The sequence below is a fragment of the Albidovulum salinarum genome (assembly GCF_025673475.1).
In the GTDB taxonomy this organism is placed as follows: domain Bacteria; phylum Pseudomonadota; class Alphaproteobacteria; order Rhodobacterales; family Rhodobacteraceae; genus Albidovulum; species Albidovulum salinarum.
The window spans coordinates 58,752-73,833 of sequence record NZ_JAOVQO010000008.1; the positions used below are offsets into that span (position 1 = coordinate 58,752).

At 67.9% G+C, this 15,082-nt stretch carries 17 protein-coding genes; 4 read left to right on the top strand and 13 right to left on the bottom strand.

From position 1 onward, the window contains the following. Positions 1 to 158 precede the first annotated feature (158 nt). Entirely contained in the window at positions 159 to 875 is a 717-nt protein-coding gene (locus tag OEZ60_RS09785; RefSeq protein WP_263335479.1) for a hypothetical protein, read from the top strand. A gap of 51 nt (positions 876 to 926) precedes the next feature. On the opposite strand, the gene OEZ60_RS09790 is transcribed toward OEZ60_RS09785, so the two are convergent. Together OEZ60_RS09790 and zapE are read right to left on the bottom strand one after the other, a co-directional pair. Then, entirely contained in the window at positions 927 to 1,826 is a 900-nt protein-coding gene (locus OEZ60_RS09790) for a bestrophin family protein (protein WP_263335480.1), read from the bottom strand. Positions 1,827 to 1,997: 171 nt separating this feature from the next. After that, positions 1,998 to 3,095, bottom strand: a complete 1,098-nt coding sequence (gene zapE, locus OEZ60_RS09795) for a cell division protein ZapE (RefSeq protein ID WP_263335481.1) — start codon at positions 3,093 to 3,095, stop codon at positions 1,998 to 2,000. Between the two features lie 155 nt (positions 3,096 to 3,250). Between zapE and OEZ60_RS09800 the strand changes: the two genes are divergently transcribed. After that, positions 3,251 to 4,489, top strand: coding sequence for an MFS transporter (locus OEZ60_RS09800; protein WP_263335482.1), 1,239 nt, complete (start codon positions 3,251 to 3,253; stop codon positions 4,487 to 4,489). Positions 4,490 to 4,553: 64 nt separating this feature from the next. On the opposite strand, the gene OEZ60_RS09805 is transcribed toward OEZ60_RS09800, so the two are convergent. The 9 genes from OEZ60_RS09805 to mbfA all read right to left on the bottom strand — a co-directional run bounded on the left by OEZ60_RS09805 (position 4,554) and on the right by mbfA (position 12,567). Next, the gene (locus OEZ60_RS09805) at positions 4,554 to 5,465 is read right to left on the bottom strand and encodes an ornithine cyclodeaminase family protein (RefSeq protein ID WP_263335483.1); all 912 of its coding nucleotides are present in this window, start codon (positions 5,463 to 5,465) and stop codon (positions 4,554 to 4,556) included. Further along, positions 5,462 to 6,085 carry an HAD family hydrolase gene (locus OEZ60_RS09810; RefSeq protein ID WP_263335484.1) on the bottom strand — a complete coding sequence of 208 codons (624 nt, stop codon included), beginning with the start codon at positions 6,083 to 6,085 and terminating at the stop codon, positions 5,462 to 5,464. The genes OEZ60_RS09805 and OEZ60_RS09810 overlap by 4 nt, the downstream gene beginning before the upstream one ends. 64 nt (positions 6,086 to 6,149) lie before the next feature. Next, positions 6,150 to 7,133: a DMT family transporter gene (locus OEZ60_RS09815; protein WP_263335485.1), complete on the bottom strand. Its 984-nt coding sequence runs from the start codon at positions 7,131 to 7,133 to the stop codon at positions 6,150 to 6,152. 54 nt (positions 7,134 to 7,187) lie between these two features. Continuing rightward, positions 7,188 to 7,634, bottom strand: coding sequence for a YaiI/YqxD family protein (locus OEZ60_RS09820; protein WP_263335486.1), 447 nt, complete (start codon positions 7,632 to 7,634; stop codon positions 7,188 to 7,190). Then, positions 7,631 to 9,064, bottom strand: coding sequence for a Si-specific NAD(P)(+) transhydrogenase (gene sthA, locus OEZ60_RS09825; RefSeq protein ID WP_263335487.1), 1,434 nt, complete (start codon positions 9,062 to 9,064; stop codon positions 7,631 to 7,633). The genes OEZ60_RS09820 and sthA overlap by 4 nt, the downstream gene beginning before the upstream one ends. A gap of 3 nt (positions 9,065 to 9,067) precedes the next feature. Beyond that, the gene (gene fghA, locus OEZ60_RS09830; RefSeq protein WP_263335488.1) at positions 9,068 to 9,901 is read right to left on the bottom strand and encodes an S-formylglutathione hydrolase; all 834 of its coding nucleotides are present in this window, start codon (positions 9,899 to 9,901) and stop codon (positions 9,068 to 9,070) included. 12 nt (positions 9,902 to 9,913) lie between these two features. Continuing rightward, a complete protein-coding gene (locus tag OEZ60_RS09835; protein WP_263335489.1) occupies positions 9,914 to 10,843 on the bottom strand; it encodes an AEC family transporter in 930 nt (309 codons plus the stop codon). 42 nt (positions 10,844 to 10,885) lie between these two features. Then, positions 10,886 to 11,581, bottom strand: a complete 696-nt coding sequence (locus OEZ60_RS09840) for a nitroreductase family protein (protein ID WP_263335490.1) — start codon at positions 11,579 to 11,581, stop codon at positions 10,886 to 10,888. A gap of 8 nt (positions 11,582 to 11,589) precedes the next feature. Then, positions 11,590 to 12,567 (bottom strand): iron exporter MbfA, encoded by a 978-nt coding sequence (mbfA, locus tag OEZ60_RS09845; protein ID WP_263335491.1) that lies wholly within the window; start codon positions 12,565 to 12,567, stop codon positions 11,590 to 11,592. 166 nt (positions 12,568 to 12,733) lie between these two features. Here mbfA and OEZ60_RS09850 point away from each other — a divergent pair, with 166 nt between their 5' ends. Together OEZ60_RS09850 and OEZ60_RS09855 are read left to right on the top strand one after the other, a co-directional pair. After that, entirely contained in the window at positions 12,734 to 12,916 is a 183-nt protein-coding gene (locus tag OEZ60_RS09850; protein ID WP_263335492.1) for a hypothetical protein, read from the top strand. 103 nt (positions 12,917 to 13,019) lie between these two features. Beyond that, positions 13,020 to 13,652: a TetR/AcrR family transcriptional regulator gene (locus tag OEZ60_RS09855; protein ID WP_263335493.1), complete on the top strand. Its 633-nt coding sequence runs from the start codon at positions 13,020 to 13,022 to the stop codon at positions 13,650 to 13,652. Here the strand turns inward: OEZ60_RS09855 and OEZ60_RS09860 are convergent. Further along, entirely contained in the window at positions 13,649 to 14,365 is a 717-nt protein-coding gene (locus OEZ60_RS09860; RefSeq protein ID WP_263335494.1) for an NYN domain-containing protein, read from the bottom strand. The two genes, OEZ60_RS09855 and OEZ60_RS09860, sit on opposite strands and share 4 nt — an antisense overlap. Positions 14,366 to 14,407: 42 nt before the next feature. Further along, positions 14,408 to 14,890 (bottom strand): GNAT family N-acetyltransferase, encoded by a 483-nt coding sequence (locus OEZ60_RS09865; protein WP_263335495.1) that lies wholly within the window; start codon positions 14,888 to 14,890, stop codon positions 14,408 to 14,410. Positions 14,891 to 15,082: the final 192 nt, after the last annotated feature.

Below are 15,082 nucleotides of genomic sequence, written 5' to 3' on the forward strand. Positions count from 1 at the left end.
GTCAAAGCCCCGTCATCACTGACGGGGCATCGGAGGCTTGACAGATCGCGCCACTCGCGCCCTGATAAAAAGAACGTCAGTCTATTCTCCCATGCCGCGTGCCGACCGCAGAAGATCGGTGTTCGGCTCGCAGGTTCTCAAACGATCGGTTTCCGAGATTGCGTTTCCTGATCAGCCTCCTTTGCGCGGCTCTCGTGTCCCTCGCCGCCGCGCGCGCGGACACCATCAGGAATCGAACCGACGGCCTGGTGACGCTCGGGACGCGCACGTTCGATTTGCGCAAGAGGACGCCGATCCAGGATCTTCAGGTCGAGAATGAATTCGTTTCCCTGACCAGCGTAAAGTGGATCGACGATCTTACGCGAGCCGATCCGTATCTTTATTCAACAGTCATTCACATCACGGATCTAACGCGCCTTCATCGCCTCGGTGAGCTGGGTTGGGCTCCGGATGAAAAATCACGCTTTCATGGTGATCCGACGCTGCCGCCGCTTTTTGATCTCGAAAATTACGAGGTCGGCTGGCAAGGCCAGCATGCGGCGCCCGTGCGCGGCGACATTCTCATCTATCCCAGACATGATCCGAAACGTTTTTATGCGATTTGTGCTTTTGATCGCGCCAATCCGAAACCGACCTTCTGCTCGGCGAACTTTCGTTACCAGCCCGATCGACAGCTTCACATTATGACGCGCATCTACCAGGTGACAGCGCCGCTGAACGACTTCGCCGAGATCGCGGCGCGGGTCGAGGCGCTGGTGAGATGTCTCGACGTCACCGAGGCGCTTCGCGCGGGCGAGAAGATCCCGAGGATCCCCAACCTCGTGCCCGCCGATCTCGCGGCGGGCGGTCGGTGTCGAGCGATGCCGTCGAGCTGAACCTCCGGGCCGGTATCGCAAGCCGCACCGATAGCGCAGCCCCGCGGCACGTCAGCTGAGGACGCCGTCCACCGGGCGCAAAGGTTCCGGCGGCTCGCGGCCGAGCGCCTCGGCGGCGGCGATCTCAATCACCCGGCACATCGCGTCGAGGGGCAGGCCGTTCGCGGCGTCGCGGAACGGGTGTTCGAGTTCGTCGCTGACCGCGTTGAGGCCAAAGAAGACATAGGCGACGGCCGCCGCCACGGCGGGCGCGAAACCGCCCGCGTTCTCGATCAGGGCGAAGGGCAGGATCAGGCAGTAGAGGTAGCTGGTGCGAAGGACGAGCAGCGAATAGACGAAGGGGATCGGCGCCGAGGCGAGCCGTTCGCAGCCCGCCTGCGCGAGCGCGATCCCCGAGAGCCGCTCGGCGAGCGCGCGCTGGCCCATGTCGGAGAGCCGCCCGGCCTCGGCCTCGGCGCCCAGGACGGCCGCGATGGCGCGCAGCGCCGCGTCGGGCGGGTTGCGGCGGCTGGCATGGTCGGGGGCGGCCGGATCCCACGCGGCGGCGGCGGCGATGGCGTCGGTGCCGCGCAGCCAGCCGCGATGGAGATGGGCGAATCCGGCGAGGCCCTCCATGACCGCCGCGCGCGCGGGTCCCTCCCCAAGAAAGATCAGCGTCTCGCGGCCGAGGCTCCGGGCGTCGGCGATGAGCTGGCCCCAGAGCTTGCGCGCCTCCCACCAGCGGTCATAGGCGGCGTTGTTGCGAAAGCCGAGGAAGAGCGACAGCGCCACCCCGAACACGCCCATCGCCGGGATCGAGACATGCGGCAGCGCGACGAGGTGGCGGTCGACGATCAGGACGGCGAGGGCGAAGAGCGCGAAGGCTAGGATACGGCCGGCGATCTTCGGCACGATCGAGCCCTGCATGACGAGGAGCAGCTGGACGAGGCTCGGCGTGTCGCGGACGATCATCAAGGCCCTCCGGGGCGCGGCGGTTGCGGACGGCCCTTGGTGCCGCGGCGCGAGCGGAGCCGCGCGCACGAAGGCGACATCGCGATGACGGCGACCGGCGTTCCGGGGGCGGCCGTCCGGTCCGGCATCGAGCCCGCCCGGACGGCGCTGCCGCGGGACATGCCGGGCCGGCTACTCCGCCGCCCGGCCGAGGCCCCAGTCGCGGCCCTGCATCTCGCGCAGCCGGCTCGCGGTGCGCTCGAACTCGAAGGCGCCCTCGCCCTCCACATAGAGCCGTTCCGGCGTGTCGGCGGCCGAGGCGACGAGCCGCACCTTCGCCTCGTAGAGCGCGTCGATCAGCGTCACGAAGCGCTTGGCCTCATTGTAGTTCTCGGCCGAAAGGTGGGGGATGTCGTCGAGGATCAGCACCCTGACCGCATTGGCGAGCGCGAGGAAGTCGGCGGGACCGAGCGGGCGGCCGCAGAGCTCCCAGAACGAGGCGCGCGCCACCCCGGCATGGTAGTCCTTCAGGACAAGGTCGCGGCCCTTGATCCGGAGCCGGAGTTCGGCATCGCCGCCGCCGCCGGTGAGCTCGGTCCAGATCCGCGCGATCGCCGCGGCGGCCTCGGGCCCGGCGGGCGTGAAGTAGACCTGCGCCCCTTCGAGGCGGTGCTGGCGGTAATCGGTCTCGCTCTCGATCTCGCGCACCTCCATCCGGGTCTTGAGGAGCGCGATGAAGGGCAGGAAGAGCGGCCGGTTCAGCCCATCCTTGTAAAGGTCGTCCGGCACCCGGTTCGAGGTCGTCACCACGGTCACGCCGCGGTCGAAAAGCATCTGGAAGAGCCGGCCGACGATCATCGCGTCGGCGATGTCGGTGATCTGCATCTCGTCGAAGGAGAGAAGCCGCAGGTTCTCGGCAATCTCCTCGGCGACGGGCAGGATCGCGTCGTCGACCCCGGTCTTGCGGACCTCGTGGAGGCGCGACTGCACCTCCTGCATGAAGGCGTGGAAATGCACCCGCCGTTTCGCCGTGATCGCGACGTTCTCGTGGAAGAGGTCCATCAGCATCGACTTGCCGCGCCCGACCCCGCCCCAGAGATAGAGGCCCTTCACCCCCTCGGCAGGTTTCGCGAAGAGCCCGGCGAGGAGCCCCTTCTTGCGCCCGGTCGTCGATTCCAGCGCCGCACGGATGCGCTGCAGCTCGGGCAGGAGCGCGCGTTGGGCGGCATCCTGGCGCAAGGCGCCCGAATGGGTCATCCGGTCGTAGATCTCGGTCAGAGTCTCGCTCATGGGGATTCGATAGCCTGCAAGCCGCGCCCTGAAAAGCCCGCTTGGCTGGTTCGGACGGCGCGGGCCTCGTCACGCGGCGGAATTGTCGCGATCACAATTCTCGATTTGACCGGGCGGGCAGGCTCGGTCAGGGTCGCCCGGCACGAGGAGACGCCATGCAGAGCCGAGCCCCCCTCATCACGCCGGTGCTGGTCGCCGGCCTCCTGATCCTTCTGGTCTCGAACGCGATCCGGTCGAGCTTCGGGGTGTTCCAGATCCCCGTTGCCACCGAGTTCGGCTGGCCTCGATCCGAGTTCAGCTTCGCCATCGCGGTCCAGAACCTCGCCTGGGGAATCGGCGCGCCGCTATTCGGCGCGATCGCCGAGCGGTTCGGCGACCGCAAGGCGGTGATCCTCGGCGCGCTCTGCTACGCGGCAGGGCTGGTCCTCTCGGCGCGGGCGGTGAGCCCGGAGGCGCATCAGATGCTCGAGATCCTCGTCGGCTTCGGCATCGCCGGGACCGGTTTCGGCGTCGTCCTCGCGGTGGTCGGCCGCGCCGCCTCGGACGAGAACCGCTCGCTCGCGCTCGGGCTTGCCACGGCGGCGGGATCGCTCGGCCAGGTGCTCTCGGCGCCGGTGGCCGAGATCCTGCTTTCGCACTTTCCCTGGCAGACGGTGTTCCTGATCTTCGCGGCAGCGATCCTCTCGGTGATCGCGGTGCTGCCGCTGATGCGGGCGCCGGAGCCGTCGGTGACATCGGGGGCCGACGTTTCCATGGCCGCGGCCCTGCGCCAGGCGTTCCGCGATCCGAGCTTCACGCTGATCTTCCTCGGCTTCTTTTCCTGCGGCTACCAGCTCGGGTTCATGGTCGCGCATTTCCCGGCGATGGTGACCGAGATGTGCGGGCCGATCTCGCCGGCGAGCCCGCTCGCGGCGATCGGGATCACCTCGACCTCGGCGCTCGGGGCGGCGGCGATCGCACTGATCGGGCTCGCCAATATCGCGGGCACGCTGACCGCGGGCTGGCTCGGGCGGATCTACCCGAAGAAATACGTCCTCGCCGGGGTCTATACCGGGCGGACGCTCTTCGCGGCGCTCTTCATCCTGTTCCCGATCACGCCGCTGACTGTGGTGCTGTTCTCGCTCGGCATGGGGTCGCTCTGGCTTGCCACGGTACCGCTGACCTCGGGGCTTGTCGGCCATATCTACGGGCTGCGCTACATGGGCACGCTTTACGGTATCGTGTTCCTGTCGCACCAGATCGGGTCCTTCATGGGCGTCTGGCTCGGCGGCAGGTTCTACGACACCTACGGCGACTACACGCTGGTCTGGTGGGTCGGGGTGGCGGTTGGCGCGTTCTCGGCGATCGTGCATCTGCCGGTGCGGGAGCGGCGCATGGCGGCCCTGCCGGCGTGAGGGCGGCGAGGCCGGGGGCGCTGCCCCCGGACCCCCGGAGTATTTCCGGACAGAAAGTGGGGGGTCAGCTCTGCGCCGCGTCGAGAATGTAGCGCGCCGTCATCAGGTCGAGATGGGCGCCGCCGCCGTTCTTCGAGAGCGTGATCTCGTCGTCGGATCTTCGGGTGAAGGCGCCTGAGGCGAGGTCGTAGAAATCGGCGATCACGTCGGCCTCGGTGATCGCGCCCTCGGCGATCGGCACCATCAGCTCGCCGATATGGTGGATCGTCGTGGCGCGGGCATCGACGAAGACGCGGGCACGGGTGAGGGTCTCGCTGTCGGCCTCGCGCATGTCGGGTCGGTAGGCGCCGATCAGGTCGAGATGGGTGCCGGGCTTCAGCCAGGCGCCGCGGATCATCGGTTCGGTCGCCATTGTCGCGGTGGCGATCACGTCGGCCCTGCGCACCGCCGCCTCGAGGTCGGGCTCAGGGGTGGCGCCGGTCGTCTCGGCGAAGGCGCGGGCGCTTTTCTCCGACCGGGTCCAGACGTGGAAACGCGCCTTCGGGAAGGCGGCGGAATAGGCCTCGACCATCGAGGCGGCGACGGTGCCTGCGCCGACGATCAGGAAGGTCTCGGCATCCGGCCGCGCCAGCCGACGCGCGGCGAGGAGGCTGTCGGCGGCGGTCTTCCACTTGGTCACGAGGCCGAAGTCGATATAGGCCTCCGGCAGCCCGTCGCGGTCGGCGAAGAGCGCCACGATGCCGTTGAGATTGGGCAGGCCGAACCGGTGGTTCTCTGGGTAGATCGTCGCAGCCTTGACCGCGAGCCCCATACCGTCGATCCAGGCCGAGCGGGTGAGGAGCGTATCGGCGCCGCGCCGCAAAACCGTGTCGCCGACCTCGGCCCTCGGCAGTAGGTGACCGGCCTCCAGCGCCTCGGTCAGCCTGATCCAGTCGAGCTTCGCCTCGACCTCCGGTCCGATGATCGCGATCGTCATGACGCCTCCTTCTCGTTCAGCAATCCCAGCGCGACGAGCCGGGCGGCAAAGCCCGCCGGCCCGTCGAAATGATGAACCTGCCAGCCGCGCCTCTGCGCCGCCTCGATGTTCTCGGCCCGGTCGTCGGCGAAGAGGAGCCGGTCGGGGGCGATGCCGCAGTCCTCCTCGACGATCGCGTAGATCCGCGGATCGGGCTTGGTGACCTTGAGCCGGCCGGAGACATAAAGCCGGTCGAACTCGGCCAGGAACGGGTAGTGCGGTGCAGCATGGGCGAAGGTGTCGTCGCCGAAATTCGTAAGCGCGAAGACAGGCACGCCGCGCGCCTTCAGCGCCCGAAGGAGCCGCACCGACTGCGGGATCGCCGGCGAGGCCATGTCGAGCCAGTTGTCATGCCAGAGCCGGATCTTGTCCGTCCATTCGGGGTGGCGCGCCGCCCAGTCGTAGATCGTGTCGCGGAACGGCGCGCCGGCGTCGACCGCCTCGTTCATCGCGTGAAGGTCGATCTCGGCGAACATGCGGACCCGGTCGGCGGGCGCCATGATCGTGTCGTAGAACCGCTCCGGCTGCCACTGGATCAGCACGTTGCCGATATCGAACACCACCGCCTCGGGCCGGGACATCCGCGCCTCCTCCTCTCGCCTCGCGGCCGACACTAACGGGCGGTACGGGAAAGGGAAGCCCCGCTCATCGGGCCGGAGGCGGCCGGCGCGCCGCGATCCGCCGCCGCGCCGTGGCATCGCGCAAGAACAGGTAGAGCCCGCCGCCGAGGATCAACGCGATCCCGGCCCAAGTCGTGCCGTCGGGCCATTCGCCGAAAACGACAATGCCCCAAAAGACGGCGAGCGGCATCGCCACATACTCGAACGGCGCGATCAGCGCCGCCTCAGCCAGCCGGTAGGCCTGGCTGACCAGAAGCGCGGCCAGGCCATTTGCCACACCGAGCGCGACAAGGACCAGCCAGTCAGAACCCGGCGGCCAGACCCATTCGCGAAACAGGAAGGCTATCGGGCCGCTACCGCCGTCGGCGAGCCGGCCATCACCGAAGGCCAGGCCCATTGCCGACGAGACCAGGATGAAAACGAGCTGGATGTAGACTGCCATCGTGATCGCGCGCTCCGTGCCGCCGATCTTCCTCGTCAGGATGGCGAGCATCGCGTAGGCCACCGCCGCCGCGATCGGCAGGATCGCGGCAGGCTGAAACGCCGCGCTGCCGGGCCGCAGCATCACGACGACGCCGGTAAGACCGGCGATGACCGCGACCCAGCGCCGCGCGCCGACCGTCTCGCCCAGGAGGACCACCGAGAGGACGGTGATCAGGAGCGGGCTGATGAAGAAGATTGCCACCGCGTCGGCAAGCGGCAGCACGGCGAGGCCGGCGAAGAAGGCGCTGTTGGCAACAACGACACAGAGCCCGCGAAGGCCGTGCATGCCGAGCCGCCGGGTCCGGAGCATCCGGTAGCCGCCGCCGAGCGGCACGATCACACCGAGCAGCATCGCCAGCGCGACGAGAGAGCGCACCAGAACCACCTGGTGCAGCGCGTAATCGCCGCTCAGGAACTTGATCGTCATGTCGTTGATCGAGAACAGGACCATCGCGCCAATGACGCTGGCGATGCCCGTCACCCGAAGCTCGGTCTGACGGGCGCTATCAGCTTCGGCAAGTCCCATGATCCCATATCGCCGGCGCGAATGCGTCGTGTCTCGCCTACCCGCGACATCGCGCTAGCGCGCGGCGGCGCGCATCATCCGGTCGAGCGCGTCGAGGAAGCGCGAGCGGTCCTGTTTCGAGAACGCCCGTCCGCCGCCCTGCCGGAACGGGTCGGCGGCGCGGAGGTCGGCGATGAGGTCTCGCGTGGCGAGCGCGTTGCCGATATTGGCCTCGGTCAGCGCCTCGCCGTTGTGCTTGAGGACCCGCGCGCCGGCGGCCACGCATTTCGCCGCGAGGGGAATGTCGCCGGTCACGACGACATCGCCCTTCCCGGCGCGTTCGGCGATCCACTTGTCGGCCTCGTCGGGGCCTTCGGTGACGAAGACCGTCTCCACCAGCGGATGCGCCGAAGGGCGGATGCCGCCGTTGCAGACCATGTAGACCCGCGCGCCGAGCCGTTCGGCGACGCGCAGGCATTCCTCCTTCACCGGGCAGGCATCGGCGTCGACGTAGAGGCTCACGGCTTGGCCTTCGCCTTCGTGCGCGGCACCTTGTATTCCTCCGGGATCGGCATCCGGTTGAAGGCGTCGAGCCCGGCGATTCGGTAGGCCTCGGCGAGCGTCGGGTAGTTGAAGGTGTTCTCGACGAAATAGTCGACCGTGCCCTTCAGGTTCAAGACCGCCTGAGCGATGTGGATGAGCTCGGTCGCACCTTCGCCGACGATCTGCACACCGAGGAGCCGCCGCGTCTTGAGGCTGACGAGCATCTTCAGCATCCCGTGCTCAAGACCCATGATGTGGCCGCGCGAGGTTTCGCGAAACCTCGCGATGCCGACCTCGTAGGGGATGCCCCGGCCTTGCGCCTCTTCCTCGGACATGCCGCAGGTGGAAATCTCGGGCACCGAGTAGATCCCGTAGGGGAACCACGGGCTTTCCGGCAGCGTCGGCGTTTCGAGCGCGTGGCAGGCCGCGACCCGGCCCTGCTGCAGCGAGGTGGAGGCGAGCGACGGGTGGCCGATCACGTCGCCGGCGGCATAGATATGCGGCACCGCGGTCTGGTAGGTTTTGCGGTCCACCGTAAGCCGCCCGCGATGGTCGGTCTCGAGTCCCACCGCCGCGAGGTTCAGCGCGTCGGTCGCGCCGTTCCGGCCGGCAGCGTAGAGCAGCATCTCGGTCCGCACATGGCGGCCATTGGCGAGGCTCACCTCGACATGGGTGTCCGCGTCCTCGATCTTCTCGATCGCCGATCCGAGCCTCAGGTCGAGCCCGTTCTCGCGGACCTGATGGGTGAATTCCTGGATCGTGTAGCGGTCGATGAAGTCAAGGAAGCTCTCGCGCGGCTCGATCAGCGTCACCCGGACGTCGAGCACGGTGAACATCGTCGCATATTCGACCCCGATCACGCCGGCGCCGATGACGCAGAGCGAGCGCGGCAACTGGCCGAGTTCGAGGAACTCGTCGCTGTCCACCACGGTCCGCCCGTTGAAGGGCACGTCCTTCGGCCGGTAGGTCTTGGTGCCGGTGGCGATCAGGAACTTGTCGGCGGTAAGCTGTACCGTCTCTCCTGCCTGGGTCGCCACCTCGATCTTCTGTGGGCCGATGAACTTCGCCGAGCCGAGCAGCGTTTCGACATGGTTGCGATTGAACTGGTGCTCCAGCACGTCGACCTCGTAGTCGAGCGTCTTGTGGAGCCGGTTCTTGAGGTCGTCGGAGCTGATGTCCTCCTTCACCCGGTAGGAAAGGCCGTAGAACGACCGCTCGCGCCAGCCTGAGAGGTTGAGGACGGTCTCGCGCAGAGTCTTCGAGGGGATCGTACCGGTATGGACCGAGACGCCGCCGAGGCGATCCTTGCGGTCCACGACCAGCACCTTGCGCTTGAGCTTGCCGGCCTGGATCGCCGCCGCCTTCCCGGCCGGACCGGAGCCGATGATGATCAGATCGTACTGCGACATGGCTCAGTTCCCGTAGAGCGCCTCGGCATGGAAGGCGATGTGGTCGTGCATGAAGCTCGAGACGAAGAAGTAGCTGTGGTCATAGCCCGGCTGCATCCGGAAGGTGCCGTTCTGGCGCCGCTCCATCATCGCCTGCGCCAGCGCCTCGGGCTTCAGAAGCTCGAGGAACTGGTCCTTGGAACCCTGGTCGATCAGCACCGGCCCGTCGAAGCCGAGGCGCTTCATCAGGAGCGTCGAATCGTGCGGCGCCCAGAGGCTCTCGTCGGCGCCGAGATAGGCGGCGAGCTGCTTCCGGCCCCAGTCCGACTGGCTCGGATGCGCGATCGGCGCGAAGGCCGAGACCGAGCGGAACCGCCCCGGCAGCCGCATCGCCATGGTCAGCGCGCCATGCCCGCCCATCGAATGGCCGGTGATCGCCTGGCGATCCTCGGCGATGGCGAAGTTCGCGGTGATGATGTTCGGCAGTTCCTCGGTGACGTAATCCCACATCCGGAAATGCGGCGCCCAGGGTTTCTCAGTCGCGTTGACGTAGAAGCCAGCGCCCTTGCCGAGGTCATAGGCCTCGTCGTCGGCCACGCCCTCGCCGCGGGGGGAGGTGTCGGGGAAGACGAGCGCGATGCCGGCCTCGGCAGCCCAGGCCTGCGCGCCGGCTTTCACCATCGCGTTCTCATGGGTGCAGGTCAGACCCGAGAGGTACCACAGCACCGGCACCGGCCCCTCCGCCGCCTGTTCGGGCAGGAAGAGGCCAAAGGTCATGTCGCAGCCGCAGGCGTCGGAGGCGTGGCTGTAGACCCCCTGGATGCCGCCGAAGGACTTGTTTTCCGAAACCGTCTGCATGGTCTTCCTTTCTTACGCGCCGGTGATCCAGCCGATCACCAGTGAAACCGTCACGATGCTTGCCATCGTGGAAATCAGGATCGAGGCCGAGACGCGCTGCGGCGCGACCCCGTAATGGCGGGCGAGGATGTAGACATTCCCCGCCACCGGCAGGGCCGCCGCCGCGATCATCACCCCCGCCGCCTCGGGCTCCACCCCGAAGACGAGAAGCGCCGCGACGGCCACCGCCAAGGGATGCAGTACCAGCTTCGCGGTGGAAAGCCAGACCGCAACAGACATCCTTTCGGCCGTTTTGGACACGAGCGAGGCGCCGATCGCGAAAAGTGCGCAAGGCGTGGCCGCCGCGCCGAGGAGTGCCAGGAACTCCTCGGCCGGCGCAGGCAGCGGCAGGCGCGCGGCCGAAAAGGCCATGCCCGCAGCCATCGAAACGATCATCGGGTTCTTCATCAGGCCGAGCGCCAGCACGCCCCCGATGCGCGGCGAGACCTTGCCCTCGCGCGAGGCGGTGATGATGAGGGTGATCAGGCTCGAAAAGACGATGAGGTCGATCGCAAGCACCATGAGCACCGGCCCCGCCGCTTTCGGCCCGAGGATCGCGGTCAGCATCGGCACGCCGAGAAAGCCGGTGTTGCCGATCACCGCGCATTGCGCCTCGACCGCGGCCTCGGTCGCCGGCCGGCCGCGGGTCCGCGCGACGAGCGTGGCGAGGAGATAGACCGCGAGGCAGCCGGCGAGATAGGCCGCCGCGAACCGCGCGTCGAAAATCTCGGCGAGCGGCAGGGTCGCGGCGAAGCGGAACAGCATCGCCGAGAGCGCGAAGTAGAAAACGAAGCGCGTCAGCCACTCGCTCGCGGCCTCGGGAAAGACCCGCACGCGCCCGGCGGCCCAGCCAAGGCCGATCAGCGCGAAGAAGGGCAAGGTCTTGAGAAAGATCGCAAGCATCGCCGTCGCGCCTAGCACGGGCCGCGGACGGTAGCCAGCACCTCAGCCGCGCCGCACGGTCAGGATCTCGGCGAGCGGCTTCTTGATCTTCGCCGCCGCCGGCACGGTCGCCTCCGCCGCCGGATGGCCGACCGCGAGGATCATCACCGGTTTCTCGCTCTCCGGCCGGTCGCAGAGCGCATTCAGGAACCGCATCGGGTTGGGCGTGTGGGTCAGGGCCGAGAGCCCGGCATGGTGCAGCGCCGCGATCAGGAGACCGGTGGCAATGCCGACGCTCTCGGGGACGTAGTAGTTCTTGTAACGCTCACCCTCCTTCGTGACGCCGTAGCGCTGCGCGAAGACGACGATCAGCCAGGGCGCGATCTCCAGATGCGGCTTGGAGGCGCCGGTGCCGATCGGCTCCAGCGCCTTCAGCCATTCCTCGCCGCCACCGCCGGCGTAGAAGCTCTCCTCCTCGGCCTCGGCGGCGGCGCGGATCTCGGCCTTCATCGCCGGATCGGCGATGGCGACGAAATGCCAGGGCTGGTGATTGGCCCCCGAGGGCGCGGTGCCGGCGGCCGCGACAGAGGCCGCGATCACCGCTTCGGGCACCGGATCGGGGCGGAAGTCGCGCACCGTGTGGCGTTTGGCCATGTAGGCGCGGAACGCCTCGGCCGCCTTCAGCGCCTCGGCCTCCGGCAGTTCCACCCGGTCCGGGAGCGGCAGCGGCGCGTAGCGAAGCTGGTCCTTGGAATACATCGCGCCCCCTATCCGCCGCCGATCAGCACGCCCGCCGCGAAGACCAGCGCGCCGCCGAGCACGACCTGGAAGGTGGCGCGGAAGAACGGCGTCTCCATGAAGCGGTTCTGGATCCAGACGATCGCCCAGAGCTCGACGAAGACCACGGCGATGGCAATGGCAGTCGCGGTCCAGAAATCCGGGATGAGATAAGGCAGCGCATGGCCGAGCCCCCCGAGCGCCGTCATCACCCCCGAGGCGACGCCGCGCTTCCACGGCGCGCCGCGCCCCGACAGGACGCCATCGTCATGGACCGCCTCGGTGAAACCCATCGAGATGCCGGCGCCGACCGAGGCGGCAAGCCCGACGAGCAGCGTCGTGTGCGGGTCATGCGTCGCAAACGCGGTGGCGAAGATCGGCGCGAGAGTGGAGACCGAACCGTCCATCAGCCCGGCAAGCCCCGGCTGCACCCAGGTCAGCAGGAACTGCCGGTGCGCGGCGCGGTCCTCCTCGCCCCGTGCCTCGGCATCGAGATGCGTCTCGGCGAGGTCGCCCGCCTTCTTCTCGTGCTTGGCCTCGGCGGCCGCGAGATCGCCGAGAAGCTTGCGCGTCTCGGCGTCCTGCGTCGCGGCGGCGGCACGGCGGTAGAAGGCCTCGGCCTCGCGCTCCATCGCCTCGGCCTCGGTCCGCATTCGCTCGAGCCCGAGGTTTTCCACCAGCCAGACCGGCCGACGGGCGTAGAACCCGGCCACATGCTCGCGGCGAATGAGCGGGATGACCTCGCCGAACCGCGCGCGGTGGCGCTCGATCAGCCAGTGGCGGTGCTTGTCCTCCTCGCGCGCCATCGCCTCGAAGATCTCGGCCGAGGCGGGATAGTCGGTGCGCAGCCTCTCGGCATAGGTCCGGTAAATCCGCGCATCGTCCTCCTCCGACGAGATCGCGAGCGCGAGCACTTCCTGCTCGCTCAGGTCCGAGAATCTGCGGCGGTTGGCGAGGCCGGGGATCATGACACACTCCTCTGGAACGGGATCAACCTAGGCGGCGGCGGCGGGGGCGGCAAGACGGGGTGTTATGCATGAACTGAACGGTTTGGTTCATTTATTTCTTGTATATCTGAACATATCAGTTTAGAAAATACCCACGAAACGAAACCGTTCAGTTCGGAGAGATTCGATGCCCCGTTTCCGCCCCGCACTTGCCGCCTTCGCCTTTGTCCTGACAGCCACGCCCAGCCTCGCCTTCGGCTTCTCCGTCGACCTGCCGCGGCTCGACTTTCCGACCGCACCGACCGAGACCACGCGCGGCTGCGCAACCATCACGTCGCCTTCCGGCACGTCCTGCGTGCAAGGCGGCTGATGCATCGCTTCGACGCCGCGACGGGCGATCCCGCCCGTCGCGCCCCTCCCCGCCTTGCCGCCGCGATGCAGCGCGGTCTATCATCCGGGCCCGGAGGAGAAGAATGGTAGCGACACCCGAAGCCGTGACCGTCAAACGCGGCCGCAAGTTCGACCAGGTGCTCGAAGGCGCCCGGAAGGTCTTTCTGCGCGACGGATTCGACGGCGCGAGCGTCGACGACATCGCCGCCGAGGCGGGCGTTTCCAAGGCCACGCTCTACAGCTACTTCCCGGACAAGCGGATCCTCTTCATCGAGGTCGCCAAGGGCGAATGCCACCGCCAGCAGCAGGAGGCCGAGGCGCTCGCCAACCTCACCGCGCCGCCGGAATGCGTCCTGCCCGAAGCCGCGCGGCGGATCATCGACTTCTCGGTCTCGGAGATCGGCCGCGCCGTCTTCCGCATCTGCATCGCCGAGGCCGAGCGCTTTCCCGAGCTCGGCCGACAGTTCTATGAAAGCGGCCCGGCACGGGTGCGCGAGCGTCTCGCGGCCTATTTCAACGGCGCGGTGGCACGCGGCGAACTCGCGATCGAGGACGTTTATCTCGCCGCCGACCAGTTCGCCGAGCTTTGCAAGGCCGACATCTTCACGCTGGTGAGCTTCGGCATCAAACGCGACTTCACGCGGGCCGACCGCGAGCGTGTGGCCAAGGGGGCGGTCGAGATGTTCCTCGCCCGCTACGGCGTCAAGCGCCCCTAGTCCACCCGCCGCACGTAGACGTGGTTGCCCTCGCGCTTGGTCTCGAAGCGCTTCAGGTCTGTGACGAGGTCCGAAAGCTTGCGCTTGCCGTAGGTCCGGGTGTCGAAATCGGGATTGTCGGCGGTGATGCGCTGGCCGATGAGACCGAGGAGATACCAGTCGTCCTCCTGGTCGATCTTGTCCATCGCCTTGACGATCAGGTCGATCGCCTCGATCGGCGGCCGCTTGGCCTCCGACTTCGGTGCGGCGGCGCCCTTCGCGGGCGGCTCCTCCTCGACGATGTTCTCGATGAAGACGAAGCGGTTGCACACGTTGCGCAGGGCCTCGGGGGTCTTCGCCTCGCCGATGCCGATCACCTCGAGCCCGTCCTCGCGGATCCGGCTCGCGAGCCGCGTGAAGTCGCTGTCGGACGAGACCAGGACGAAGCCGTCGAACTTGCCGGCATGGAGGATGTCCATCGCGTCGATCACGAGGCCGATGTCGCTCGCGTTCTTGCCCTTGGTATTGGCCGACTGCTGGTGGGTGACGAGGCCGAGCGCCCGCGCCTTCTCCTTCCAGCCGCCAAGCTGGGGATTGGACCAGTCGCCATAGACCCGGCGCAGCGCCGGTTCGCCATAGGCGGTGATCTCCTTCAATATCGCCTCGGCATGCCGGGCGACGACGTTGTCGGCGTCGATGAGGACGGCCAGAAGCGGAATGTCGGCGCGCGCCATCAGGACTGCCTTTCGGGGGAATTTGTCATGGCCCGCACCCTGTCACAGATCGCGGTACATCACCAGCGCGTCCACATAGCCCTCGCGCGGATGCAGGAAGGCGCCGGGGAGCCGCCCGACGGTGGCGAAGCCCGCGCCTTCCCAGATCGCGATGGCACGGGTGTTGGTGGCGACGACTAAGTTGAACTGCATCGCCCGGTATCCCTGCCTGCGAGCTTCATCGAGCGAATGCGCCAGCAGCGCCCGCGCCACGCCCTTGCCGCGGGCCGCGGCGGTCGTGCAGTAGCCGGCATTGCACACATGCGCGCCTCCGCCCTTCTGGTTCGGCCTGAGATACGAGGTGCCGAGCACCCGCCCCTCGGATTCGGCGACGAAATTGACGGCACCGGCCGGGCGCCAGTAGGCGAAGGCGCCTTCGCGCCCGCCCCTCGGGTCGGCAGCAAAGGTATCGCCCGCCTCGATGACGGGCCGAAGGATCGCCCAGATGGCGTCGTCGTCGTCGGGTGTGGCTGGTCGTATGTTCATCTGTCCGGCCTCATCACTGTTCGCCCCGATATTCGGCCGCCCGGTGCGCAGCCGCAAGGTACCCCGCGCACCGGAGGCGGAGACGGCGAAGGTTCGCACCGGTTCCTGCCGCGCACGGGGTCGCCGTGAATCGCCGCTCTCCGCCAATGGCTTGCGGCAGCGACAACGGAGGATTTCGATGACGCGGGCAGC

What these genes read in the sequence shown, in the direction of transcription:
- OEZ60_RS09835 (WP_263335489.1), bottom strand. Translation starts at nt 10,843, where the DNA reads ATGCTTGCGATCTTTCTCAAGACCTTGCCCTTCTTCGCGCTGATCGGC.
- OEZ60_RS09815 (WP_263335485.1), bottom strand. Translation starts at nt 7,133, where the DNA reads ATGGGACTTGCCGAAGCTGATAGCGCCCGTCAGACCGAGCTTCGGGTG.
- OEZ60_RS09850 (WP_263335492.1), top strand. Translation starts at nt 12,734, where the DNA reads ATGCCCCGTTTCCGCCCCGCACTTGCCGCCTTCGCCTTTGTCCTGACA.
- OEZ60_RS09855 (WP_263335493.1), top strand. Translation starts at nt 13,020, where the DNA reads ATGGTAGCGACACCCGAAGCCGTGACCGTCAAACGCGGCCGCAAGTTC.
- OEZ60_RS09865 (WP_263335495.1), bottom strand. Translation starts at nt 14,890, where the DNA reads ATGAACATACGACCAGCCACACCCGACGACGACGACGCCATCTGGGCG.
- OEZ60_RS09840 (WP_263335490.1), bottom strand. Translation starts at nt 11,581, where the DNA reads ATGTATTCCAAGGACCAGCTTCGCTACGCGCCGCTGCCGCTCCCGGAC.
- fghA (WP_263335488.1), bottom strand. Translation starts at nt 9,901, where the DNA reads ATGCAGACGGTTTCGGAAAACAAGTCCTTCGGCGGCATCCAGGGGGTC.
- OEZ60_RS09805 (WP_263335483.1), bottom strand. Translation starts at nt 5,465, where the DNA reads ATGACGATCGCGATCATCGGACCGGAGGTCGAGGCGAAGCTCGACTGG.
- OEZ60_RS09800 (WP_263335482.1), top strand. Translation starts at nt 3,251, where the DNA reads ATGCAGAGCCGAGCCCCCCTCATCACGCCGGTGCTGGTCGCCGGCCTC.
- OEZ60_RS09790 (WP_263335480.1), bottom strand. Translation starts at nt 1,826, where the DNA reads ATGATCGTCCGCGACACGCCGAGCCTCGTCCAGCTGCTCCTCGTCATG.
- OEZ60_RS09810 (WP_263335484.1), bottom strand. Translation starts at nt 6,085, where the DNA reads ATGTCCCGGCCCGAGGCGGTGGTGTTCGATATCGGCAACGTGCTGATC.
- sthA (WP_263335487.1), bottom strand. Translation starts at nt 9,064, where the DNA reads ATGTCGCAGTACGATCTGATCATCATCGGCTCCGGTCCGGCCGGGAAG.
- zapE (WP_263335481.1), bottom strand. Translation starts at nt 3,095, where the DNA reads ATGAGCGAGACTCTGACCGAGATCTACGACCGGATGACCCATTCGGGC.
- OEZ60_RS09860 (WP_263335494.1), bottom strand. Translation starts at nt 14,365, where the DNA reads ATGGCGCGCGCCGACATTCCGCTTCTGGCCGTCCTCATCGACGCCGAC.
- mbfA (WP_263335491.1), bottom strand. Translation starts at nt 12,567, where the DNA reads ATGATCCCCGGCCTCGCCAACCGCCGCAGATTCTCGGACCTGAGCGAG.